19 protein-coding genes, 1 rRNA gene and 1 pseudogene are annotated in these 24,440 nt (G+C 61.8%); 6 read left to right on the forward strand and 15 right to left on the reverse strand.

The features are described from left to right. A 5S ribosomal RNA gene (gene rrf, locus GIW04_RS12050) occupies positions 1 to 98 on the forward strand; the annotation flags it as partial. A gap of 213 nt (positions 99 to 311) precedes the next feature. Further along, the gene (gene mrdA / locus GIW04_RS12055; protein ID WP_034135234.1) at positions 312 to 2,204 is read left to right on the forward strand and encodes a penicillin-binding protein 2; all 1,893 of its coding nucleotides are present in this window, start codon (positions 312 to 314) and stop codon (positions 2,202 to 2,204) included. Between the two features lies 1 nt (position 2,205). On the opposite strand, the gene GIW04_RS12060 is transcribed toward mrdA, so the two are convergent. Next, positions 2,206 to 2,607 (reverse strand): GFA family protein, encoded by a 402-nt coding sequence (locus GIW04_RS12060; protein WP_003190187.1) that lies wholly within the window; start codon positions 2,605 to 2,607, stop codon positions 2,206 to 2,208. Positions 2,608 to 2,704: 97 nt separating this feature from the next. Between GIW04_RS12060 and GIW04_RS12065 the strand changes: the two genes are divergently transcribed. Next, a complete protein-coding gene (locus GIW04_RS12065) occupies positions 2,705 to 3,172 on the forward strand; it encodes an SRPBCC family protein (RefSeq protein WP_003190189.1) in 468 nt (155 codons plus the stop codon). 43 nt (positions 3,173 to 3,215) lie between these two features. On the opposite strand, the gene GIW04_RS12070 is transcribed toward GIW04_RS12065, so the two are convergent. After that, the gene (locus GIW04_RS12070) at positions 3,216 to 5,429 is read right to left on the reverse strand and encodes a TonB-dependent receptor (RefSeq protein ID WP_120249161.1); all 2,214 of its coding nucleotides are present in this window, start codon (positions 5,427 to 5,429) and stop codon (positions 3,216 to 3,218) included. Positions 5,430 to 5,641: 212 nt separating this feature from the next. On the opposite strand from GIW04_RS12070, the gene GIW04_RS12075 reads away from it, so the two are divergent. The 3 genes from GIW04_RS12075 to GIW04_RS12085 all read left to right on the forward strand — a co-directional run bounded on the left by GIW04_RS12075 (position 5,642) and on the right by GIW04_RS12085 (position 9,412). After that, on the forward strand, positions 5,642 to 7,999 hold the full coding sequence (locus GIW04_RS12075) for a DNA polymerase II (RefSeq protein ID WP_120249160.1): 2,358 nt from the start codon (positions 5,642 to 5,644) through the stop codon (positions 7,997 to 7,999). A gap of 49 nt (positions 8,000 to 8,048) precedes the next feature. Continuing rightward, positions 8,049 to 8,681: a glutathione S-transferase N-terminal domain-containing protein gene (locus GIW04_RS12080; RefSeq protein ID WP_003190195.1), complete on the forward strand. Its 633-nt coding sequence runs from the start codon at positions 8,049 to 8,051 to the stop codon at positions 8,679 to 8,681. Between the two features lie 152 nt (positions 8,682 to 8,833). Further along, positions 8,834 to 9,412, forward strand: a complete 579-nt coding sequence (locus GIW04_RS12085) for a DUF4174 domain-containing protein (RefSeq protein ID WP_236478990.1) — start codon at positions 8,834 to 8,836, stop codon at positions 9,410 to 9,412. Between the two features lie 36 nt (positions 9,413 to 9,448). On the opposite strand, the gene GIW04_RS12090 is transcribed toward GIW04_RS12085, so the two are convergent. The 13 genes and pseudogenes from GIW04_RS12090 to GIW04_RS12150 all read right to left on the reverse strand — a co-directional run. Further along, a complete protein-coding gene (locus tag GIW04_RS12090; protein ID WP_003190199.1) occupies positions 9,449 to 10,855 on the reverse strand; it encodes a lipid II flippase MurJ in 1,407 nt (468 codons plus the stop codon). Then, complete coding sequence (locus GIW04_RS12095) at positions 10,855 to 11,676, reverse strand: acyltransferase (RefSeq protein ID WP_003190200.1); 822 nt, start codon at positions 11,674 to 11,676, stop codon at positions 10,855 to 10,857. The genes GIW04_RS12090 and GIW04_RS12095 overlap by 1 nt, the downstream gene beginning before the upstream one ends. Next, positions 11,673 to 13,076, reverse strand: a complete 1,404-nt coding sequence (locus tag GIW04_RS12100) for an O-antigen ligase family protein (RefSeq protein WP_003190202.1) — start codon at positions 13,074 to 13,076, stop codon at positions 11,673 to 11,675. The genes GIW04_RS12095 and GIW04_RS12100 overlap by 4 nt, the downstream gene beginning before the upstream one ends. Then, the gene (locus GIW04_RS12105) at positions 13,076 to 14,179 is read right to left on the reverse strand and encodes a glycosyltransferase family 4 protein (protein ID WP_034135239.1); all 1,104 of its coding nucleotides are present in this window, start codon (positions 14,177 to 14,179) and stop codon (positions 13,076 to 13,078) included. Before GIW04_RS12105 ends, GIW04_RS12100 begins: the two co-directional genes overlap by 1 nt. Continuing rightward, the gene (locus GIW04_RS12110; protein ID WP_120249159.1) at positions 14,170 to 15,384 is read right to left on the reverse strand and encodes a glycosyltransferase family 4 protein; all 1,215 of its coding nucleotides are present in this window, start codon (positions 15,382 to 15,384) and stop codon (positions 14,170 to 14,172) included. Before GIW04_RS12110 ends, GIW04_RS12105 begins: the two co-directional genes overlap by 10 nt. Positions 15,385 to 15,406: 22 nt before the next feature. Further along, entirely contained in the window at positions 15,407 to 16,747 is a 1,341-nt protein-coding gene (locus tag GIW04_RS12115; protein WP_120249158.1) for a beta-xylosidase, read from the reverse strand. Beyond that, on the reverse strand, positions 16,744 to 17,925 hold the full coding sequence (locus tag GIW04_RS12120) for a glycosyltransferase (RefSeq protein WP_120249157.1): 1,182 nt from the start codon (positions 17,923 to 17,925) through the stop codon (positions 16,744 to 16,746). Before GIW04_RS12120 ends, GIW04_RS12115 begins: the two co-directional genes overlap by 4 nt. Further along, positions 17,925 to 19,904 carry a GumC family protein gene (locus GIW04_RS12125; protein WP_003190210.1) on the reverse strand — a complete coding sequence of 660 codons (1,980 nt, stop codon included), beginning with the start codon at positions 19,902 to 19,904 and terminating at the stop codon, positions 17,925 to 17,927. The genes GIW04_RS12120 and GIW04_RS12125 overlap by 1 nt, the downstream gene beginning before the upstream one ends. 70 nt (positions 19,905 to 19,974) lie before the next feature. Next, positions 19,975 to 20,802 (reverse strand): polysaccharide biosynthesis/export family protein, encoded by an 828-nt coding sequence (locus tag GIW04_RS12130; RefSeq protein WP_034135244.1) that lies wholly within the window; start codon positions 20,800 to 20,802, stop codon positions 19,975 to 19,977. Between the two features lie 6 nt (positions 20,803 to 20,808). Beyond that, positions 20,809 to 21,720, reverse strand: a complete 912-nt coding sequence (locus GIW04_RS12135) for a glycosyltransferase family 2 protein (protein WP_034135245.1) — start codon at positions 21,718 to 21,720, stop codon at positions 20,809 to 20,811. Beyond that, on the reverse strand, positions 21,720 to 23,180 hold the full coding sequence (locus tag GIW04_RS12140; RefSeq protein ID WP_120249156.1) for a mannose-1-phosphate guanylyltransferase/mannose-6-phosphate isomerase: 1,461 nt from the start codon (positions 23,178 to 23,180) through the stop codon (positions 21,720 to 21,722). The genes GIW04_RS12135 and GIW04_RS12140 overlap by 1 nt, the downstream gene beginning before the upstream one ends. Then, a pseudogene (locus tag GIW04_RS12145) lies at positions 23,180 to 24,319 on the reverse strand (undecaprenyl-phosphate glucose phosphotransferase); the annotation flags it as partial. The pseudogene GIW04_RS12145 and the gene GIW04_RS12140, both read right to left, overlap by 1 nt. An 18-nt stretch (positions 24,320 to 24,337) precedes the next feature. After that, a partial coding sequence (locus GIW04_RS12150; RefSeq protein WP_156422911.1) for a transposase domain-containing protein occupies positions 24,338 to 24,440 on the reverse strand: 103 nt, incomplete at its 5' end.

Raw genomic sequence — 24,440 nt, forward strand, 5'->3', positions numbered from 1 at the left:
TTGGAACCACCTGATCCCATCCCGAACTCAGCAGTGAAACGATGCATCGCCGATGGTAGTGTGGGGTTTCCCCATGTGAGAGTAGGTCATCGTCAAGATTAAATTCCGAAACCCCAATTGCGAAAGCAGTTGGGGTTTTGTTTTGGGCGCTCGAAAATTCCAGCGCTTCTGGCAACATTAAATAAGCTGCCGTTGAGGGAATTCGATACAAAGTGTTTCTGCATTTTTGCTATGGTGCAGCACATTTTCACAAGGATTGATCCTTATCCGCAGGATGCGGCGTCGACCTTTTCCAACGAGATGCTGTAGAAATGCCCGAACCGATACCAATCAAAGATCACGAAAAAGAAAACCGCCTGGTCAACAAACGCTTGCTCGCCTGCGCGTTGCTGGTGATTGGGATCACATGTGCGCTGGTAGGGCGCATGTATTTCCTGCAGGTGGTGCAGTACGACTACCACTCCACAATTTCCGAAAACAACCGGGTGCACGTACTACCCATCACACCGACTCGCGGCTTGATCTATGACCGTAATGGCGTAGTCCTGGCCGACAACCGCCCTAGTTATAACCTGACCATCACCCGTGAGCGCACCGCCGACCTCAAGGCTGAGCTGGACGAGATCGTCAATCTATTGCACCTGCCTGCCGAAGACCGTGCAGTGTTTGATAAGGCGCTCAAGCAGGCCCGTCACCCGTTTGTTCCCGTCACGTTGTTCTACGAGTTGACCGAAGAGCAGATCGCCGTTTTGGCCGTCAACGAGTTCCGCCTACCTGGGGTGGACGTCGAGCCACAATTCGTTCGCCATTACCCTCTGGGCGCGCACTTTGCCCACTCTATCGGCTACGTCGGTCGCATCAACGAAAAAGAATCCAAGACCCTTGATTCGGTGGAGTACCGCGGTACCCAATCCATCGGCAAAACCGGAATCGAGCGTTTTTACGAGTCAGAACTGCACGGCCATGTCGGTTATGAAGAGGTGGAGACCAACGCACAGGGCCGTGTGCTGCGCGTGCTCAAGCACACCGATCCGATTCCTGGCAAAAACATCGTCCTGAGCCTCGACGTCAAGCTACAGGAAGCCGCCGAAGAGGCCTTGGGCGACCGTCGTGGTTCGGTAGTCGCCCTGGACCCGCAAACCGGTGAAGTACTGGCCATGGTCAGTAAACCGAGTTTCGATCCGAACCTGTTCGTCACCGGCATCAGCTTCAAGGAGTACGCCGCGCTGCATGACTCCATTGACCGGCCGCTGTTCAACCGCGTGCTACGCGGGCTCTATGCGCCAGGTTCAACCATCAAGCCGGAAGTGGCCATTGCCGGTCTCGACAGTGGTGTCGTTACCCCACAAACCCGAGTGTTCGACCCGGGTTACTATCAGTTGCCAGACTTTGACCACAAATACCGCAACTGGAACCACAGCGGTGACGGCTGGGTGGACATGGATGCGGCCATCATGCGTTCCAACGACACTTACTTCTATGACCTGGCCCATAAACTCGGAATTGATCGCCTGCACGACTATCTGGCTGAGTTCGGCCTGGGCCAGAAAGTGTCCCTGGATATGTTCGAAGAATCTGCCGGCCTGATGCCATCCCAAGCCTGGAAGCGTGCGACCCGTCGCCAGCCGTGGTTCCCAGGCGAAACCGTGATCCTCGGTATTGGCCAGGGCTATATGCAGGTGACGCCACTGCAATTGGCCCAGGCCACTGCATTGATCGCCAACAAAGGTGTATGGAACCGACCGCACCTGGCCAAGACCATCAACGGTGTGGCTCCGGTAGATGAACACCCGATGCCCAACGTGGTGCTCAAGGACCCGCGTGACTGGGAGCAGGTCAACCACGGCATGCAGTTGGTGATGCACGATCCCCGCGGTATCGCCCGGGCGGCAGCGCAAGGCGCCCAATACCGTATCGCCGGAAAGAGTGGTACCGCCCAGGTGGTGGCAATCAAGCAGGGTGAGCGCTACAACCGCAACAAGACCTTGGAGCGGCATCGTGATAACGCCTTGTTCGTCGGCTTCGCGCCGGCCGAACATCCGAAAATCGTAATTTCAGTCATGATCGAAAACGGTGAGGCCGGCGGCCGTGTAGCCGGGCCTGTGGTGCGCCAGATCATGGATGCCTGGCTGCTCGACCAAGAAGGCCACCTCAAGCCGCAATATGCGGCGCCGGCCAAGGCTGCGGGTGATCCACGGGTTTGACTCAGACCTTCCATTCGTCCCAGCGCGCTACGCCGTCATAGGCCAGCCAGGGCACTTCATGGGCCGTCCAGATATGCGAGGTGGGCCTGACGCCCGGATCATCATCCAGCGTCGCCACCCGCACAATCACATGGGGCTGATGCCCACGTTCAGCGATCAGATGCGCGCCGCAACGCGAACAGAAATGCCTGAATTTACCCGGCGAAGACTCAAAGGACGACAGTAGTTCCTCACCCTGCGTCCAGCGAAAATGCTCACGCATCACCCCAGCCGTGGCGACAAACGCGGCCGCGTGTGCCTTGCGGCAGCTTTCGCAGTGGCAGTGGCTGATGGGCATGTCCAGGCTGTCCACTTGGTAGCGCACACCTTTGCACAAGCAACTTCCATTCAGTGGGTCAGTCATAACCTATGGCCAGGCAAGGAGGGGTCATCATCATCGCGCACAACGCAAGGTTGCGCATTGGTTGATGTCGCCTACTGTTCAATGAAGGAGGTGACTTATGCACGTATTAGATCGCATCGAACGCAAAGTCCTGCTCAATGCATCGCGTAAACAGGTTTGGGAGGCTCTCACGGATGCCGAGCAATTTGGCAGCTGGTTCGGTATCGCGCTCAAGGGCAAAACCTTTGTAGCCGGGCAAACTATCGAAGCGCCAATTACTTACCCAGGCTACGAACATGTAGTCTGGAAGGCCAGGATCGAACGCGTCCTGCCGCAAACACTGTTCTCTTTCTGGTGGCACCCCTTCGCGGTAGAGGAGGGCGTCGACTACGACAACGAAACACCGACCCTGGTGGAGTTCACCATCGAGGATCGCGCCCCAGGTATCCTGCTGCGGGTTGTCGAATCCGGTTTCGACCAAGTTCCCGAGGCGCGGCGCCAGAAGGCGTTCAAGATGAACTCCCGTGGTTGGGATGAGCAGATGGGCAATATCGAAACCTATCTGAGCGAAACCCGACCAGTATGATGGTGGGCAAGGGGGGAGATCAGCCCCCCAACGTAATCACGTTCTAGAAATCAATCGACGCCGACAACTTCGCCACTCGCGGATCCCCCTGGCTCAGGAACCCGCCCTGGGCCGACTCCCAGTATTTCTGGTTGGCGACGTTCTCTACCGTGGCACCCAATGTCACCTCGCGGTTGTCCACGGCGAAGGTGTAGCGTGCACCCACGTCGAAGCGGTTCCAGGCCGGCAGGCTCAGCTCGTTGGCTGCGTCGGCGTACTGGCCGCCGGTGCGCAGCATACGGCCGTTGAGGGTCACACCCGGCAAGGCAGGCACATCCCAGTCGACGCCGGCGTTGAGCTGGAATGAAGGTACGCCAATGGCCCGGTTGCCATCGTTGGCGCCGTTGAGGGTGCCCTTGAGTTCGGTCTTCATCAGCGTCACTCCGCCCAGCAGGCGTAGCCCGCTGACGGGCTCACCAAAGACGTTCAGCTCGACGCCCTTGTTGATCTGCTGGCCTTCACGCACATAGCGGGCAGTGGTGGCGTCGATGGCTTCGGCATAGCCCGCGCCTGGCTGTTCGATACGGTAGACACCCAAGGTCGCACCGTAGGTACCCATGTCGACTTTGACGCCGGCCTCGATCTGCTTGGACCGGGCAGGCGCATAAGCTTGACCGCCACCGATGACCGTCAGATTGCCTGATTTGAGCGGCGATGTCGGGCCCTGGGCCAGGCCTTCGATGCGGTTGGCATACAGCGATACATGCTCCCACGGCTTGAACACAATGCCGTAGACCGGCGTGGTGATCGACTCGTCATAGTTGGCCGTTCGGGTGCCGCTCATGTAGTTGTAGCTTTGCACTACCATCTGTTGGCGACGTGCGCCGACAGTTACCAACAAGCGGTCGTCGAAGAACCCTAAAGTGTCGGATACCGCGAGGCTGCGCACGAAAGTCTTGCCAGTGATGGTCGGATCGCTGAAGTCGGTACCTGGGGTATTGCGCGGGCTATTGAGGGCCGGTGGCGCGCCGGTCGCTGGGTGATAGATGTTGGTTGCCGTTTTTGCGCTGGCGAACACATAGGCGTTGCGCGCCTCGGTCCAGATGCCGGCCAGGCCGAAGTTGAGCCGATGGCTGACGGGGCCGGTCTGGAACTGGCCATTGAGCCCGCCCATCGCGCTGGTGTTGTTTTCTTCGTGGGCGATAGTCGAGCCACTGGCGCTGGCATTGCCGAGATTATCGCTCAGGGTCACCGACGAGTAGCGCCCCATTTCGCGGCTGTGTTTGGCACCGGCTGCCGCGTATGCGGTCCAGTGTTCGTTGAGGTCGTACTCGGCGCGCAGCATGCCCAAGGTGTCCTCAAGGTTGGTACTGCTCCAGCTCGGTGCGTAGTTGGTGTCTGCCGAAGGGGCATCCGGCACGTGGGTGATCTTGCCGAGAAAGACCGAGTTGCGCCCGCCGTTGATACGCTGCTTCTGATACACAAAGTCACCGGACAAGCGCAACGCATCGCCGCGGTAGTCGAGGCCGACGGCAAACAGCTTCGAACGCTGGCTCTCATCATCAATGCCGGTATCGCCTTCGCGCTGGGACAGGTTGACCCGTGCGCCGAAACGGTTGTCTTCGCCAAAGCGCTGGCCAATATCCAAGTGTTCGCCAATCCGCCCATCACTGCTGATGTCGGTACTGAAACGACGCAGTGGCACATCATCGGCGCGCTTGGGTTGCAGGTTCACGCCGCCACCAATCCCCGAGCCGGTGGGGGTGACGCCGTTGATAAAGGCGTTAGGGCCCTTGAATACCTCCACGCGCTCCAGGGCGTCAGTGGAAATGATCTGGCGCGGCAGGATGCCGTACAAACCGTTATAGGAAATGTCGTCGCCATTCAACGGCAGGCCACGAATCATGAACGTCTGGGACTGGTTCGCATACCCCGAGGCCTGGCGCACCGAGGAGTCATTGAGCAGCACATCGCCAACGGTTTCTGCCTGCTGGTCGCGAATCAACTTTTCGGTGTAGGAGGACATGCTGAAGGGCACATCCATGATGTCCTGGTTGCCCAGCACACCCAGTTGGCCGCCACGTGCAACCTGGCCTCCTGCAAACTCAGGGGGCAGCGCCGTGGGCGCGGGTGCTTGGGCATTGATGTTGGTGGCGCCCAGTTCCAACACGTTGTCTGAGGCCGCTGGGGTTGCCGCCTGTGCAGCAAGGCTCACGGAGCAGCAAAGGGCGAGCAGGGTCGGGCGAAATGGCGCAGCGAAAAGCTTGCAGAGGGGCATGGTCGATCCAGACGGCTAACTTATGAGGAAGGGGACAACAACGTCGCGCTTCCTCACTGCGCGGATACGGCTCCGATGCAAATGATAGTGATTGTTATTAATGTCCTGCAACAAATTTATGCGATCGCGCTCCGCGTACGCGTTAACCTGCCGCGTTTGTACGGATGCCGAGTAGAATCACGCCCTGAACGCGATTCTTGAGGTGCGGTACGGTGGATTTACAGCAGGGTTTTGTCCTGACCCGGCATTGGCGCGATACCCCGGCAGGCACGGAGGTCAGCTTCTGGTTGGCCACCGACCAAGGGCCACGGTGCATTCGCCTACCCGTGCAAACCTCGGTGGTGTTCATCCCTGAGGCTTACCGCAAGCCGCTCGATTGGTTGCTCAAGGACGAGCGCGATCTTGAGTTGCGCCCGTTGCAGTTGTGCGACTTTCATCACCGCCCGGTCCTGGGCCTGTACGCCCGCCAGCACCGCCAGTTGATGGACATCGAAAAGCGCCTGCGCGCTGCCGGGGTCGATGTCTACGAAGGTGACGTGCGCCCGCCGGAGCGCTACATGATGGAGCGCTTTATCACCGCCCCTGTGTGGTTCGGCGGCACGCCGGATGCGAGCGGCACCTTGCTTGACGCGCAGATGAAGCCGGGCCCCGACTACCGTCCGCCCTTGAAGCTGGTGTCCCTGGATATCGAGACCACCGCCCAGGGCGATCTCTACTCCATCGCCCTCGAAGGCTGCGGCGAGCGCCAGGTGTACATGCTCGGCCCGCCGAACAAAACCGACGCCGTGGATTTCAAACTCGACTATTGCGACACCCGCGCTCAACTGCTCGAACGCCTCAACCAATGGCTGGCCACGTTTGACCCCGACGCGATCATCGGCTGGAACGTGGTGCAGTTCGACCTGCGCGTCCTCCACGAACACGCCCAGCGCCTGAACGTGCCGCTGTTGCTGGGACGTGGCGGTGAAGCCATGGCCTGGCGCGAACACGGTAGCCGCAATCACTACTTTGCGGCAGCGGCGGGAAGGCTGATCATCGACGGTATCGAAGCCCTGCGTTCGGCCACTTGGAGTTTTGAATCCTTCAGCCTGGAAAACGTCGCGCAAACCCTGCTTGGCGAAGGCAAGGACATCTCCACGCCGTACCAGCGCATGGATGAAATCAACCGCATGTTCGCCGAGGACAAGCCCGCCCTGGCGCGCTACAACCTCAAGGACTGTGAACTGGTCACACGGATTTTCGAGAAGACCGAGCTGCTCAAGTTCCTGCTCGAACGCGCCAGCGTCACCGGGCTGCCGGCCGACCGCAGCGGCGGTTCCGTGGCCGCCTTCACCCACCTGTACATGCCGTTGATGCACCGCCAGGGTTTCGTCGCGCCGAACCTGGGCGACAAACCGCCCCAAGCCAGCCCCGGCGGGTTTGTCATGGACTCGCGCCCGGGCCTCTATGAATCGGTGCTGGTGCTGGACTACAAAAGTCTTTACCCGTCGATCATCCGCAGTTTCCTCATCGACCCGGTGGGCTTGATCGAAGGTCTCAAGCATCCCGACGACAGCGACTCGGTGGAAGGCTTTCGCGGGGCGCGCTTCTCCCGTACCCGGCATTGCCTGCCATCCATCGTCACCCGCGTGTCCGAAGGCCGCGAAGAGGCCAAGCGCGAGCGCAATGCGCCGCTCTCCCAGGCACTGAAGATCATCATGAACGCCTTTTACGGTGTGCTCGGCTCCAGCGGCTGTCGGTTCTTCGACACGCGGCTGGCGTCCTCGATCACCCTGCGGGGGCACCAGATCATGCGCCAGACCCGCGCGCTGGTAGAGGCCCAAGGGTACGAGGTGATTTACGGCGACACCGACTCCACCTTCGTCTGGCTGGGCAGCGCGCATTCTGCGCAGGACGCCAATCGCATCGGCCTGGCGCTGGTGCAGCACGTCAACGACTGGTGGCGCGCGCACCTGAGCAACGAATATGGCCTGCAAAGCGCTCTGGAGCTGCAATACGAAACCCACTTCAGTCGCTTCCTGATGCCGACCATTCGTGGCGCCGAGGAGGGCAGCAAAAAGCGCTATGCCGGCCTGGTCGTACGCGAAGATGGCAGTGAAGAAATGGTCTACAAGGGCCTGGAAACCGTGCGCAGCGACTGGTCGCCCCTGGCCCGGCAATTCCAGCAGGAACTCTACCAACGCATCTTCCATCGCCAACCCCATCAGGACTACATACGCGACTACGTGCGGCGTACCTTGAGCGGCGAATTCGATGAGTTGCTGATCTACCGCAAACGCCTGCGCCGGCCCTTGCACGACTACGAACGCAACGTCCCGCCCCATGTACGCGCCGCGCGCCTGGCCGACGAGTACAACGACCGTCTGGGTCGCCCGCGCCAGTACCAGCGCGGTGGCTGGATCAGCTACGTGATCAGCGTCAACGGCCCGCAACCGCTGGAAGTGCGCCAGGCGCCCATCGACTACGACCACTACGTCACGCGCCAATTGCAGCCCGTGGCCGATGCGATCCTGCCGTTCGTGAATGATGATTTCGGTACGTTGGTGGGCGGGCAAATGGGACTATTCTAGCTAATCGACCACAGGCTCACTATTGCCCTTGGCTCAGGAGGAAACGCCCATGTACACCCTTTATGGCACCGACGAATCCGGCTCCTGCATGATCGAAATTGCCCTGCAACGCTGCGCAGTGCCGTGGCATCGCGTGGAGGCCAGTTCCTGGCAGGACGGCGAGGGCAGTGACGCCCTTGCACGTATCAATCCACTCAAGCAGATCCCCACTCTGGTTACTCCAAATGGCCAGGTACTGACCGAAAGCGCCGCGATCCTGATCCACCTGGGCCTGGAGTATCCCAAGGCCGAGTTGCTGGCCGGCGATCGTACGCAGATCCTGCGCGGCTTGCTGTATATCGCCGCCAACTGCTATTCGGCGATCGGCATCATCGACTACCCGCAACGCTGGTTGGGCAATGCTGATGAGGCGCAGCAAGCGCAACTGGTCAGCGGCACACGGCGCTACCTGCACCAGGCTTGGGTCGTGTTTGCCGATCAGTTTGCCGGTCAGCTGTTTACCCCGAGCAACACGCCGAATGCACTGGGCATCATGGCGGCGGCGGTGTCGCGTTGGGATGACGCGCGCGAGGTGCTCGGCAATCTGGCGCCGGGCTTTGCGCAGAGCCTGGAGCAGGTAGACGCCGACCCTGTCGTGGCCCCCGTTTTTGCCCGGCATTGGCCGCAGTGGAAAGTCTCGTAACCGGAAGAAACAATGACCAGGCCACAGTCCAAGCCCTTGCGTAGCGGGCTTCCTGACCTACGCTTCTCAAAGAGGTGTAGGAATCATCCTTGAATTTGGCTGTCGCAGACATGAAACTCAAGAACCCTGCATGGAATTCAAAGGAGGTGCGCATGCTCATCCGGTCGCTGACCCTGGCTACCTTGATGGCTTTTACGGGGCCGTTGTTGGCCGCTGATGATAATCCGCTCAAGCAGGAGTTGGGCAAGACGCGCCCCCTGGTGGTCGTAGAGCTTGATGCTGGAAACCCGACACTGGCAACGCTGAAGAAACAACTGGAAGAGGCTGCCACCAAGCAGTCCTTCGAAGAGCGCAGCATGGTGTTCTACACCGTCAAGTTCGGCAGTATCGGCGCCGAAGGGGAGAAGTTCGCCAAGGACCCAAAGGACAGTAAAAAGCTCACGCCGCCAGAAACCAACGCGCTGATCCGCGCCCTCAAACTCGGCGTCGGCCGCGGTACCAAGGTGATCCTGATCGGCAAGGACGGCGAGAAGAAACTCGAAAAAACCGTACCCCCGGACAGCCTCGACCTGAAGGAATTTTTCAGCGCCATCGATCAGATGCCTCAGGCGGAAAAGGAGCTTGCCGCACCTGCGGAGCCGGAGCCTGTTCCAGCCGCGCCAGCGGCTCCGGCCAAGGGCACCAAACCCGCCAAGCCCGGCAGCAAAGCCCCCAAACCATTGGAGGATTGAACCGGTCTCATCCCACCGTTTGGGTGGGAACCGGCCTCAGGCCTTCCATGGCTTGAGCCAAAGCCCAAGCCCCAGCAACACCAGCGCGCCGGCCAGGCTGCTCAACCCCAACTGCCAGCCATCGTTGTGCAAGGGGTGCAGGGCCAGCGCCGCCACACCCAACAGCACCCCGCTCAAGCCCCACTGCAACGGCCAGCCCAGTTGGCCGAGCAGTTGCTGGCGGTGCATCAGCAACAGGTTGGTCACCACCACGCCACCCAACGCCGCCAAGGCGATCCCCGGCAGGCCGAAACAATAGGGCAGCACCACCAACAAGGCGGCGTTGACCAGGCTGCCCAGCAGTTCGCAGTTGAGCGGCAGGCGCGTGTCGCCGCTGGCATAGGCATAGCGGGCGAGCATGGCGTTCCAGGCGCCAAATACCAGGGGCGTGGCGAACCAGGCCAGCAGCGCCGGCAGTGGGCCGTCGGCGCTCTGGGCGGGCATCAGCAGATGAATCAGTGTGGGGCTGGCGCCAATCAGGCCGAAGGCCGCAGGCAGGCTCAGCAGGGTCGCTGCATCCAGGCCGCGGCGCAGCAGGGCCAGGCGCTGTTGGCCTTGCTCGCCGCTCATCATGCCCAGCAGCACTTGGTTAAGGCTCATCAAGGCAATCAGTGGCAGGTTGATCAGCTTGCGCGCGAGGTTGACCCACGTCACAGCGCCGTCTCCCAGGAAACTGGCGATCAAGCGCTCCAGTAGTGCCAGGCCCTGGCTGGCCACGTTGCTGGCCAACAACGGGCCGATGCGCCCCAGCAATTCGCGGCCTGCCAGCGGGTCGCCGCTGACCTGCCACGGCCGCCAGCCGAAGGACCAGACCGGCGCCAGTAACGGCAGGCACATCAACACACTACCCGCAAAAAAGCACATTGCCAGTTCGGCGCTGTCGCTGGAGCTGCCACGGATAAACAGGTACAGCACCGGTGGCAGATTGAACAGTAAAGAGCCCAGGCCCGGCAGGACAAAACGTTGGCGTGCCTGCAAGGGAATGCTGAACAACCCATGCATCACCAGGCCTGGCGCACAGGCCGCCAGCCAGCGCAGGTTGGCGGCGGCTTGGGCATGGGCCGCGGCGTCCAGGCCGGGGCCGATCAGGCGCACCCACAGCGGCGCGCCCAGCGCCAGTAGGGCAAACAGGGCCAGGCCCACGCCCAGCAAGCGAGGGGACAGGCTGGCCAGCCAGGCTTGCTGGCGCTGTGGGTCGCGTTGCTGATAGAGGGGCAGGGCAGCCGCTGCGAGCAAGCCGGCGGCCAGGGTCATGCGCAATGCTTCGGGCAAAAACACCGCCACCAGAAACCCGTCGCTGCGACTGCCCGCGCCCCAGGCTGCCACCAGCAGCCATTCGCGGGCAAAACCGGCCACCAGCCCGGCGAGCGTCGCCAGGGTCAGCCAGAGCGTGCTGCCGAACATCAGTGGAACAGGGTGAACAGGCCTTTGCCACCCACCTTGTAGTTCAGATCATGGCAGCGTTCGCCCATGATTTTGGCGCCGCTGCCGCCAATGATTTTGTAGGGCGCCACGGCTTTGGCCACCACGGTATTGGCGCTTATCACCGAACCATAGCCCAGGTGCGTGCCGAAGCCGATCAACGCACGGCTGCCGATCCAGACGTAGTCGTCGATGTAAGTCGGCCCGGAAATCGACCAGAACTCCGGCGCTTGCAGATCATGGCTGCCGGCGATGAGCAAAACGTGGGAGGCAATCGCCACATGGTTGCCGATCACCAGCCCGGCGCGAGCGTCTACCTGGCAATGCCAACCGATTACCGAATCGTCGCCGACCACCAGATTGTGCATGCCCAGCACTTCGGTGTTACGCCACAAGCTGGAGCCCTTGCCGATCTTCGCGCCACCCAGGCGCAGCCAGGCGATGCGCACATGGTGGCTGGGGATCTTGTTGATCAAGATGTTGTAGGCCATGTCCCAGACACTGCGCCACCGGTCTTTGACGGTTGCCCAGTTTTTGCCGTAACGCGGCAGTAGCTGGGCCGGCAGATCCTGTTTCATCCGTCGGAACAGGCGGCGCGCCACCGGTTGCTCAATCGCGGTTTCCAGGTCGATGGAGCTGATCCAGAAGCGCTTGTTGTCGCCTTCGCCTTCTTCAAATACCACGTCGTTGGCCAGGCACCAGTCCAGCGCCTCTTCCAGGTCCGGCAGGCTCACGCCCATTTCAGCGGCCAGCGTGGGGAGGCGGTCGCGCAAGTCGGTGGAGTGAATCATCCGGTGCTTCATGGTTGGTTATCCTTTGGCGCAATAGCAGCAACAGGGGCGGTAATGGAGGGGCGCAGGCGCACCTGTTGCAGGCTCATGCCCATCAACAGCCAGAACAGCGCGATCAGTACAAAGGTGAAGCTGAAATAGTGGTCGAAAATCCCCGTCAGCAGCGCCGCCAGCACGCCGCAGATGCACCCCAGCCACAGCGCATTGTCGGCGGTGACTTTGCGCACCTGGCCCAGGGGCCGCACTTCGCGCCACCACAACAGGGTGACGGTGATAAATAGCAGCATCCCGGGTAGGCCCACCTTGTAGATGAAGTTCAGCCACAGGTTGGAGATCCCCAACAGATTGGAACCGGGCACGGGCGGGTCGATCTTGAAGCCGATCCCCAGGGGGAAGGTCGCCATGGCGGTGGGGAACCTGGCGTACTCGTCAAAGCGGATTTCGGTACTGGCGTTGGTGGTCGAGAAGATGGTCATCAAGCGGTCCTGCAACGGCGGATAGAACATCACCAGCGCAACGGCGAACGCCGCCCCGATACCGATGATGCGCCCGCTGTTCGGCACGCGTTTGTAGGCCAGCCAGATCAACACCAGCGCCAGGGCCACGATGGCGCCACGGGAAATACTCAGCAGCAGGCCGGCACACCCCAGCACCGCCACCGCCAGGCCCAGGGCCCGGCGCCAGCCGCTGCGGGTCCAGCCATAAAACAGTGCCAGCGGAATAAACAGCACCAGCACGCCCCCGGTCAGGTTGGGGTGCACCCAGGGCGAGGCCATGCGCGTGTAGTTGGCGGAGAAAATGTCCTTCACCGCTTCCGGGTGGGCGTATTTGAGGTCGGTGAGAATATCGATCATCGACATCGCATTGCGCGTCTTCAGGAACATGAAGATCGACAGCAACAGCATCGCCAGGTTACCCAGCAACAAGGCGACCACCACCTTGTCGCGGTCGGCGTCGGTGCGCAGCAGCAGCGGCACGATAAACAACATCGACAGGTTCATCAGCCAGCGCACCCAGTTCACCGGCCCGTTGCCTTCGGCATGGATGATCAGCATGCCCCAGATAAACGGAATGGTGCTGAACAGCATCAGCCACATCAGCGCCCGCTCGGTCGGCCGCCACAGCATGAAACCACGGGTCTTGCCGATGAACGCTTGCCAGAACACCCCGACCCAGGTCAGCCCCAGCACCGCCTCGCTGACGGTGGTGCGGATGCCCAGTTGCAAGGTGGTGTAGGGAATACTGGTGGCCAGTACCGCGAAAATCAGCAAGCCCCACAGGGGAAAGCGGATCAGGGTCAAGGCCACGGCCACACCGGCCACCACCAACATGACCTTGATCGGCGACAGGGCCAACAGCAACCCGCCGAACACCAGGCCCAGCAGCAGACTGACGAATTTTCCTGGCAGCATTAGCGGTCCAATTCCTTGAGCAAAGTGTCCAGGCGCGCGCGATAAGCCGGTTCGGCAAATTGCCGGGCCCAGGCGCGGTGTGTTTCGCCGTCTTGCGTGGCCTCGGCGCCGGCCAGTTGTTGCATGACCTTGTGCAGTTGCTCGGCGTCATGGGGGGCGAAGCGCGGGGCGTTGGGCGGCGCGATTTCATCCAGGGCGCTGCCGCGTGCCACTGCTACCGGCGTGCCGACACTCAAGGCTTCCACCACCGGCAAGCCAAAGCCTTCGGCATAGGACGGCTGCCACAGGCACGCGGCATGACGGTAGAGCGCTTGGAGTTGGCCGTCCGATAAACCGCTGCACCAATGCAGGCCCGGCAGGTCACCCAGTGCCGCCGGTACATCGCTGGCGTGGCCCACCAGAACCAAATCCGGCACATCAGGGTTCAGCGCACGGCAGGCCTGCCATTGGCGCAAGAAGAACGCCATGTTCTTGCGCGGCTCCCGCGTGCCCACCACCAGCCAGTAACGCGCCGGCAGGTTGGCGGGCAGCGGCTCTGGCGCTGCATTCAATTCGGGCACAAGGTTGTTCAGCACGCGGAACTTGGCCCGGGCCCAGGGGAACAGGCGCGCGGCTTCATTGCAGGAAAACTGCGAAGGGCACCACACCCGATCAGCCTGCCATACCGACCAGGCAATCGAAGCCCCGTCGATCAGGCGGTAGGCCAGGGCCTTGAGTTTGGAGCGATGGAAGTTGCGGTGGGTGAGCTGAAACAGGTCATGCAGCACCAGCACATAGCGGGTGCCGGCGGGTTTGCGACACAGCGGCAAGCCCATATTGGCCGTGGCGATGTACAGGTCGATCTGCTGCTCGTGCAGCGCCTTGGGCAAGAAGCCGCGCTCGAACCGCAGGCGCACCTGTGGGCGTTGCAGGCCGTCCAGCGGGCTGGCCCAGGCCGGGCAAACGGCAGTCTGGCGCTGCGGATGCTCCAGGGGCGCCTCAGTGAACAGCACCACCTCGGTGTTGCCCCGCGCGCGCAGGGCGTCTTCCAGGGCCACGACCTGGCGGGCGATGCCCGAAGACGGCGCAACCGTGGCGGGGCGATAGTCCAGGGCTACGCGCATGGCTGAGACTCCTTGGCGGTGAGCAAGCTGTGGTAGAGGTGCTCCAGTTCATTGCCCGCCACTGCCCAGTCGTGGTATTGCCGCGCATAGTCGCGTGCGGCATCGGCCAGTCGCCCGGCCAGCGCCGGTTCATCCAGCAGGCGCACAACGGCGTCGGCCAGGGCCTCGGCGTTTTCGCCGGCCAGGTAATGCACCTGCGGCTGTACCGCCAACCCGGACACGCCCTGGGCCGTGCTCACCAGCGGCAAGCCGGCGGCCATCGCTTCCAATACCTTGAGCTTGGAGCCGCCGCCATGGCGCAACGGGGCGACAAAACCGGCGCAGCGGCGTTGCAAGGCGCACAGGTCGGGAACAAACCCCAGCCACTCGATACGTTCATCGGGCCAACGCTCGCGCCAGTGTTCGGGTAAGCCATAGCCGACCACCGCCAGGCGTGCGTTCGGGCACTGCAACCAGACCCTGGGGAAGATCTCTTCAAGCAGCCACTGCACAGCGTCCAGGTTCGGTGCGTACTCGTAGTTGCCGACAAACAACAGGCGCTGGCTCTGCGCATCGGCGTTGACCTCGGCGAAGGCGCGGCTGTCGACCCCATTGACCACCACGCTCACCGGCGTCGTCGACAGCGGCCGCATGGCCTGGGCGTCCGCCTCGGTCACGGCGACCACATGAGCGGCGGCATCGAACGCCTTGCGTTCCCATTGCCGGCAGCGCCACTGGTCATACTGTACAAACGGTGCGGCCCACTTGGGGAAGCGGTCATAAGTGGCGCCGCCGAGGCTCGATTCCAGGTTGTGCTCGGTCAGCACAAACTCGCGCCGTTGCTGCTGCAAGGTGCGCAGAAACGGCTGCAGGCTGTAGCTGTGTTCTACCTGAATCACGTCCCAGCGCTCATTCAACAGTTGCGCAAACTGGGCCTGCAACGGTGCCGACAGGCCGTTGACCGTGGTCAACAGCGGCCAGGGCGCGAACAGGCCGCCGAGCAGGGTCAGCGGATGTTTCAGCGGCCGGCGTGGAACGACGATCAGGCGTTCGAGTAACGGCTTCAAGGCCGCATGCGCCGCGTCATCGGCCGGCGTTTTCGATTGCGCCAGCAGCGTGATGCGATGCCCGCGCTCACTCAAGGTGCGCAGCAAATGGTACTGCCGCGTCTTGCCGCCGCTGGTGGTCGGCCACGGCAGGTAGGGCACAATCCAGAGGATTCTCATGTACAGCTCTCCATGCCCGGGGCTACCACACCAGTATCTGCAAACTTGGCTTCACCGCTGGGCGAATACCGTTGTCGTCGCTCAGGGTTTGCCGGGCGCCGGTCAGCGGGTCCAGCAGTTCTGCGTGTTTGATGCCGGGCAGGCTGATGCTGCTGCCTTTGGCACTCCAATACATCAGCAGGTTTTTACCGTCAGGGCGGGTCCAGGCCACGCTGTAGAAGCTGTCCGGTACATCCTGCAACTGCGGCGTGTTGCCGGGTTTAAGCGTGGGGCCGGTGATCTCCAGGAAGCGGGCGAGGGCGGTGTACACCGGCTTGGGTTCGCCATCAAGGTTCAACAGGCCGTAATGCTGATCGCGTGGCGAGGCGCGTTGGTCGAGGTCGGACAACGCGAACAGGAAGATCTTCTGGTAGTCCTGGGACGCCATCAACGCCAGGCGGCGCAAGGTGTAGTCGGCCTGCCCGTCGATACCGATCAGGTCCTGCATCTCCTTGGGGCCGGCATAGCTGGACCAGCCCCATTCAGTGGCCCAGACCTGCTTGATCCCGGCACCGTGCAGCATTGAATTGAGTTGATCGCCGCGCAGTAGCACTTCGTTCTTGCCCGGCTCATCGGTTTCCGGAGTCATCGAATAAGGGTGATAAGCCGCGACCATGCCCAGGCTTTGCACCCCCAGCGCGCCGAGCGCTTCAAACATCAGGGTTTTGCCACGCGGCGGCATCTGGCTGTAATACGCCATGCCACCCATGACCTGCAGTTTGCCGGGCGCGGCAAGGTTCAGGGCCTGGTGACTGGCCAATAACAATTGCCCGTACTCCTTGGCGTCGACTTTGGGGCGCCAGTTGTTCGGCAGGTTCTGCTCGTTCCACACCTGCCAGGCATCAATAGTGGGGTAGCGTTTGGCCAGAAGTGCCAGGCGCAGCGCATACACTTCCGGATCCCGCGGTCGGTACTGATCCTGGAACTGCGCACCCTTGGGGGCGGTGGTGATAAAGGGCGCCGAGCCCACCAGGTAAAACACCGAGCGCAGTTTTTCAGCGGTCAGGGTGCGGTCCAGTTCATCGAAGGTGCCGAGCTGATAATCGTCTTCCTTGGGTTCCAGGCGATCCCAGTGCAGATCGACCCGCACCCATTGCAATCCAAGCTTTTTATATTGCTTGATCTGCTTGTTGTACTGCTCGGGCGTGAACCACAGAAAGTGCGCGTTCACGCCGAGAAAATCCTTCCAGACCACGCTGCGCTCCGGGGCCAGGTTCACCGGTTGTGCATCGACTTTTTCACTCAACAGCAGGGCGCTACCGACGGCGATTGACAGCGCCAGCGGCAAGTAGCGCCACAGTGGGCGAACGGATGACAGATTCATCGCAACGGCTCCTCACAAGCATCCCGAAATAATTCAGCAAACCGCTGGGCCGTGTTGGCCCACTGGCGTTGATGGCCGATTTCTCCAGCCCGTGCGGCCCATTGCTGTGCCTGTTGCGGGTCGAGAATCAAGCGGCTCAAGGCGTTGCTCAAGGACGCTGTATCGCCCTGCTGATAGGTGATGCCATTACCGCCGGCCACCTCTTCGGCAAAGGCGCGGGCGTTGGAGGTGATCACCCCGCGCCCGCAGGCATTGGCCCACGACAGCGCGCCACTGGTGCCACGCATCTGCCCCAGGAAGCTGAGTTTTTTCGATTCGCGATAGGGCAGCACCATCACATGGTGCGCCTGGATCGTAGAAGGGATCTGCGCCGAGGGCAGGTCCAGTTGCCAGTCCACCACATCCTCAAGATGCAGCGCGCTGATCTGCTCGCGCAGGCCATCGAGGTAATTGCCGGCGGGGTCAAAGGTCATTTCCGGCGCGGTGCCACCGGCCAGGGTCAGGCGTACCTGGCCTCGGCATTGCGGGTGGGCGGCCAGTGATTGGGCCAGGGCCAGCAGCAAGTCCTCAATGCCCTTGCCGCGGTAGATAAAGCCGAAATACAGCAGACGCAGTGGCGCCAGTGGCGGCAAGGCCTGGGGCGCGATGGGCAGGTTGCCATGGGCAATCACCGCCACCTGTTGCGGGCGTAGGCCCATGCGCTGGCGTAGGCAGTCGCCGCCCAGGCGGGTGAGGGTGATCAGGCGGCGCATGCTTTTGGCCAGGCGCCGCTCTTCGTGCAAGGTCAACGGGTCGGCCAGCAGCGCTGCCGCCTGGGGCAGCGGGTGGGGCAGGCGTTCAAGCAGGGTCAAGGGGAAAAACAGCTTGGCCCGGCGCCAGATCAGGCGCTCCGGGTCATGCACCGTGGCGGTCAACGGCAGGTGCGGTTGCGCCCGGCGCAGGTACTCCAGCGCCTGGAACTCACCGAAGCGTCCACCCCCCAGTTCAGCATGCACCAGGTCCACGCTGCGCCAGTCAAAGGCCTGCAGGCGCTTCAACTGTTCAGGCAGTTCCAGGCAGCCGGCGAGCGGGGTCACCACCTCCAGGCCTTGTTCGATCAACGCGTTGCGCAAGTGCGCGGCGTAATCGGCGATCCCGGTCTGCTCCGGTGGCAGCGGCGCCAGCAATGCGATACGCATCAGGCCGCCCCACGCCAGCTATTGAGTCGCGCCAGCACCTTGGCCGGCACTTCGAAGCGGCGGCGGTTGAGGATCATGCCGTCGACTTTGCCGAACGCGGTCGTCAGCAACGACACGGCATTTTCAATAGTTGGTACGGTGCTGGTGCGGGCTTCGATCACCAACACAATCTGGTCGGCGCGGCGCAGCGTCAGGAACGCCTGCGGGTTGGAGGACAGCGCCGAGGCGTCCAGCAGCAACACTTCACCCGGCGTTGGCGCGTTCGCCCCATCGACCGAAACACGGTGACCACGCTCCTCCAGCAGGCGCTTGAGTTGCTCGGCGATAAAGGTAACACCCTCGCCATGGCGCGCCGAGGTCAGGCCCAGGGCAAAACCTTGGGTGGCGATGCGATCCAGGGGCAGCAGGCTGTACAAGCGATAAAGGCTGGCGGTGACGGCTGCCGGCGTTGCGTCCTGTACATCGGGAATGCTGCTCCACAGCGGCACGTGGAACATCTCCTGCAAGCGCGTGCCATCGTGGATGCGCTGGTCCAGCAGGTACAGCACATAGATGGTCAGCAAGCCCACGGCAACGCCAGCGGGAATAGCGAACAACAGCATCAGCAGGCTCTTGGGAAACACGCGTGCCGGGTTGAGGGTGGCGTGTTCGATCAGGGCGATGTTGCTGATCTGGCTGTTGTCCAGTTCATGGTCGATTCGCGCCTGTTCAAGATTGTCCGAGTACAAGGCGTAGCTTTTTTCGGCGGTGCGCAGTTGTTGGCTCAGGGTGTTGAGTTGCGGTTCATCGGTCATCGCCTGGTCACGCTGGGTGCGCAGTTCGGCAAGGGTCTTGTCGTAGTTCTCGATTTCCCCGGCCAGTTTGCGCTCTTGCAATTGGGCGTCGATCATTTGCTGTTTGACGTTGATCACCAGGCTGTTGGGCGCGGTGTTCTGCGAGCGTTCCAGGCGGGTGGCTTCCTGGGCGCTGAGGGCTTCCATGTCGCGGATGTTCTGCTCGATCTGATTGACCTGCGGGGTACCCGGCAGGTAAGTGCGCAACAGCCGAGCCCGCTCCACTTGCAGCGCATTGAGCTGGCGCTTGAGGTCTAGCTGGGTGGGGTTGAGGCTGGTTTCGCGCATCGTGACCACGTCTGCCGGCTGGCTCTTGATCTGCTGGCTGGCGTTGGCCAGCAGGCTGCGAATCCCCGAGATCTGGTTCTGGGCGCTGACCTTGGCGTCGGTGACGCGGTCGATCTGGTTGGTCAGGTTCTTCAGGCGCGCATCGACACTGATCGAGTCGATCTGCTTCAAGCGGCCTTGCAACTGGTCCTTCAGGCTCTGGATATTCTCCGCCACCTTGGCGCGTTCGGTTTCATAGAAGGTGTGCAGGCTCTTGCGCCCGAGAATCCGCGCGCGTTCTTCAAGGTAGGCGTTGACCCATGTCTCGACGATTTTTTGCGCCACCGCCGGGTCGTCCCAGGTGAACGAAATCTCGATCACCGAAGAGCCCGGCTCGTGACCGGCGGTGAAGTTCTTCTCCAGTGAGGTCGCCAAGCGCTCCAGCGGGCTTTGTTTCTCGGCAAGGCCGACGAACTGCAGCACGCTACGAATGCCATTGATGACTTCGCCAACGCCCTTTTTGATGTAGAACTTGGTGACCTTCCAGAAGCCTTGCGGCGGTTCGGCGGTCATCGCCATATAGCGTTCGGCAACGATATGCACGATGGGCCGGCCCGTGAGCATTTTTTCTTCGTCGACAATCGGGTCGTGCTGGGTGCTCGGGGCAATCAGTGTCTGGCGGTTGGCGGCCTCGATCGGCAAGGTGGTGTTGTCCCGCCCTGGCTTGACCAGCAAGCGCGCGTCCGACTCGTAGCGAGCCGGCAGCAGGAAGGCACCGAGCACGGCGATGACGATCGTGGTGAGCACGGCCAGTTTGAATTCGCGGCGGTAGATGAAAAACAGCCGCAGCAGGTCGCGAAGAGAGCGGATTTCGATCACAGGATCACTCCATTGCATATGGGGTTTACGAAAGGCGGGAACACTTGGTTCGAGTGATACGAAGCCCGCTTCATAATCCTTGGCCTGCGTTGATGGTTGGGTTGTTGTAGATGGTGTTGCCGCTATTTTTCACGTCGCTCTTGTTCAGGTCGTAATTCAAGCCAATACCAATCCCTTTGTTGATCGGAAACAGCTTGGTGAAGTACATATCCACAGCCTCCACCGTCGCGCCGATGCCCGACTGCGGCACAAAGATCAAATCGCCGCGCTGCAACGCTACCCGCGGGTGATTGGGGTTGGTCAACATGCTTTCCAGACTGATGAAGTACGTCCTGTACTTGCCGTCGGGACCGGTGCGCAGCAAGGCTACGTTGGAGGCATCCGCCGAGGGCAATACACCACCGGAGCTGAGCAGCGCCTGCTCGACGCTGACGTTGCCGGCCAGGTCGAAAAACGCCGGGTTGGACACCGCGCCGCCGATAAACACCTTGTTGCTCGGCGCGCTGGCGATGTTCACCGTCACCGCAGGTTCGCGGTAGATGCGCTTGTACTTCTCGGTGATCTCCTTGCCCAGGTCTTCGGGCGTGCGCAAGGCCGCTTTGACCCGGCCAATGTTGGGCACCGAGATCACGCCGTCAGGGCGCACCACGAATATCGTCATGTCATCGGCCGCCGCCGGCTCCTGGGCATCACGCACGATACGCAGCGAGTCGCCGCTCTGGATCAGCACCTGCGGGGGCGGCAGGTCGGCCAGGGTCAGCGCCGCTTGATGGCCGGCCTTGAGCGTATTGTTGTCAGGAAGCGGCACCCGCGCGGGGGTCGAACAACCAGCCAGCCAGATTGAGGCACTCAAGAGGCCGAGCAGGGTAAGACGGAAACGTCGGTTGATAGTCTTCATGACGGCTCAAGTCCAGTAGGTGGAAAACATGCCCAGGCGCCGTTTAAGCGCGTTGGGCAGGTGGCGTTCAAGGTGGCCGAGGCGATAGCCCAGCAATTTAAAGGCACTGCGCACCACCACTTCGGGGGCGCGGTACAGCGCGTTGGCCTCGCGCAATGCGTGCAGTTCGGCCAGCACATAACGTTTGCCTTCGCCGCCGGCGTCGCCAAACGCCTGGCGAATCCACGGCTCGCGGCCGTAGAACACACCGATATCGAAGTAGCGGCGAAACTCTTCCAGCAAGCGGTAATCATGGGAGTGATAAACCTGCGCACTCGCGGCATAGCGCACCTGGTAACCGGCCAGCAGCATGCGCGCGGCCACATAGGCGTCTTCACTGCCAATCACATCCTGGGGGAAACCGCCCACCGCGCTCAGGGCGCTGCGTCGGTACACCGAAAACGAGTCGGAGCTGAAGCAGGTTTTGATGCCCAGTTGCGCTGCGTCGTCCAGGCGCTTGGTGCGGCTGGCCGCCGGGTAATTGAAATGCCGCGACTGCGCGCCGAGCACGCCGGCACCGGGGTGCGGGAGTTGCCGGCCGTAGGCCACGCCGTTGAGCGGCTCCAGTTGCAGCTCGTTGATCAGGTTGGCGAAGGTCTCGGCGGTGGCGGGGATCGCGTCCTGGGTCATCACGATCAAAGCGTCGCCGCCCACCTGCTCGCTGGCCCAGCGCCGGGTACCGCCGTGGTTGAAATCACGGGCGTCAATCACCTCCACGCGCGCGCCGAATTCACGAAAGCGCGCCACGGTGTCATCGCTCGATGCGCTGTCGACCACCAGCATTTCATCCGGCTGCAACGTCTGCATGCGCAGCGCTGGCAACAGGCGGTCCAGGTGGCTGGCCGCGTTGCGGGTGGGGATGATCAATGACGTACGCATCAGGGCTTCACTTCAACCGGCGCGCGGCCGTAGATGTCGTCATAACGCACGATGTCGTCTTCACCCAGGTACTCACCGCTCTGCACCTCGATCATCACCAGGTCGATGATGCCGGGGTTGGTCAGGCGGTGCTTGTGCCCGGCGGGAATGTAGGTGGACTCGTTCATGTTGAGCAGGATTTCGCGCTCGCCATTGGTGATCATTGCCGCGCCGCTGACCACCACCCAATGTTCGCTGCGGTGATGGTGCATTTGCAGGGACAGCGAACCTTTGGGCTTGACCACGATGCGCTTGATTTTGAACCGCGTGCTTTCCTCCAGCACCGTGTAGGTGCCCCACGGCCGGGTGACGGTGCGATGCAGGCTGAACGCCGGGTGATTCTGGCGCTTGAGTTCGGCAACGATATGCCGCACGTCCTGGCTGCGATGCGCGTCGGCGATCAGCAGGGCGTCGGGGGTGTCGACGATGATCAGGTCACGCACGCCCACCGCACCGAGTACCCGCTTGGGCGAGTCGATGTAGCAGTTATGCACGTCGTGCAGGATCGCCTCGCCGTTGATCTGGTTGCCATTGTCGTCACTGGGCGTGAGTTGGCGCAGGGCTTCCCAGGAGCCGATATCGCTCCAGCCAATGTCGCAGGGCACGACCGCGACTTGGGCGGATTTTTCCATCAGCGCTACATCGATGGAGATATCCGGCGCGGTGCCGAAACCTTCCGGGCTCAGCTCGCGCTGGCGACTGCTGCTGTTTTGCAGACTCTGGCTGTGCTCCAGCGCAGCCTTGGCCGCCTCTAAAACTGCCGGTGCGTGGCTGGCCAATTCTTCCAGCAGGGTGGCGGCCTTGAAGCAGAACATGCCGGCATTCCACAGGTGCTTGCCGCCGTCCAGGTAGCCTTGGGCGGTGGCCAGGTCGGGCTTTTCGACAAAGCGCTGCACCCTGAAGCCCGCGCCCAGGGCCGGCCCTTGTTCGATATAGCCAAAGCCGGTTTCTGCTCGGTCAGGCTGGATGCCAAAGGTCACCAGGTAACCGGCCTCGGCCAATGCGTGGGCTTTTTCCACCGCCTGGGCAAAGGCGCTTTCATCCAGCACCAGGTGATCGGCCGGCATTACCAGCAACTGCGCATCTGCGCCAAAATGCTCCTGCACATGCAAGGCGGCCACGGCGATGGCGGCGGCGGTGTTGCGGCCAAACGGCTCCAGCAGCAGGTCGAGGCCCAGGCGCTGGGTGTTCACCGCGCGGTAGTCGTCCAGGGTGCGAAACAGCAGGTCGCGGTTGGTCACGGTCAGGATGCTGTCGACGCCCGGCAAGTGACTGGCCCGCAGGAAGGTCTTCTGCAACAGGCTCTGGTCGTCGCGCATGCGCATGAAGGGCTTGGGCATGTTCTGCCGCGAAACCGGCCACAGCCGCGTACCCGAACCACCGGAGATGATGCAGGGAATCAATCCGTTAAGTGGGTTCATCAATAGACTTCCTTGGTGGAAAGAACGGCCGGGACCGTCATGAAAACGATGTAGAGGTCCAGCCATACGGACCATTTGGCGATGTATTCCAGGTCGTATTCGACCCGTTTCTGAATCTTGAACAGCGTATCGGTCTCGCCGCGGTAACCATTGATCTGCGCCCAACCGGTAATGCCCGGCTTGACCCGATGGCGCGAGCTGTATTCGCTGACCGCTTCCTCGAAAGGAATCCCGGCGGCCTTGGTGGCCGTGGCGTGGGGGCGCGGGCCGACCATCGACATATTGCCCAGCAGCACGTTGAACAGTTGGGGCAGCTCATCAATGCTGGTCTTGCGGATGATCCTGCCGACCCGAGTGATGCGCGGGTCCTGGCGCGTGGTCTGGTGCTCGGCGTTGAGGTCGGTCTGCTCGACGTACATCGAGCGGAACTTGAACACGCGAATCAGGTTGTCGTTGTAGCCATAGCGCTTCTGGCGAAACAGCACCGGGCCCTTGGAATCGAGTCTGATCGCGATGGCGGTCACCAGCATCACCGGCGACAGCAGCAGCAGGCCGATGCTGGCCAGCAGCAGGTCTTCGCAACGCTTGATAAAGGGCGACCAGCCTCGCAGCGGCAACTGCGAGGTGTTGAACATCAGGATGCCGCCCACATCGGTGATTCGGTTATGGCCGTAGCGCAGGGCGGCCATGTCCGGCACCAGCATGACGTTCACCGACATCTGCCGCAGGCGCTTGACCAGCCCATTGATGCGCTGCTCGGCGGCCCAGGGCAGGGTGATCATCACCTGGTTGACCTGTTCGGATCGGATCAGCTTTTCCAGGTCGCGGGTATTGCCCAGCAACGGCAGGCGGCTCAACTCCTTGGGAATGCGCTCGGTACGGTCGTCGATAAAACCGATCAGGCCGGAGCGGATGTCACTGTTGCGCGACAGGTGTTCAGCCACATGCACGGCCGTGTCGGTAAAGCCCAGGATCACGGTGCGCTGGAGGAATTTGCCGTTGTCCATCAAATGGCGGTACAGGCGCAGCATCAGTATGCGCTCCACGCCAAACAGCAGCAGGCTCGCGGAAAACCAGAAAACCAGGTTGCGTGGGCTCAACTGCGGGAACAGGAGCAGGATCTGGTACATGAACGTAAGCGTCCAGCCGCCCCACCTTTACTCAGGTTGAGGCGCGAGGGGTAATAGCTCATCGATCCGGCTGTTGGGCCAGCTGGGTAGTTTTTCCAGCGTATCCTTGAGCCAAGCGGCGGGTTCGATG

Origin of the sequence: Pseudomonas sp. PA-4-8C (assembly GCF_021606625.1) — a bacterium.
Classification (GTDB): domain Bacteria; phylum Pseudomonadota; class Gammaproteobacteria; order Pseudomonadales; family Pseudomonadaceae; genus Aquipseudomonas; species Aquipseudomonas lactis.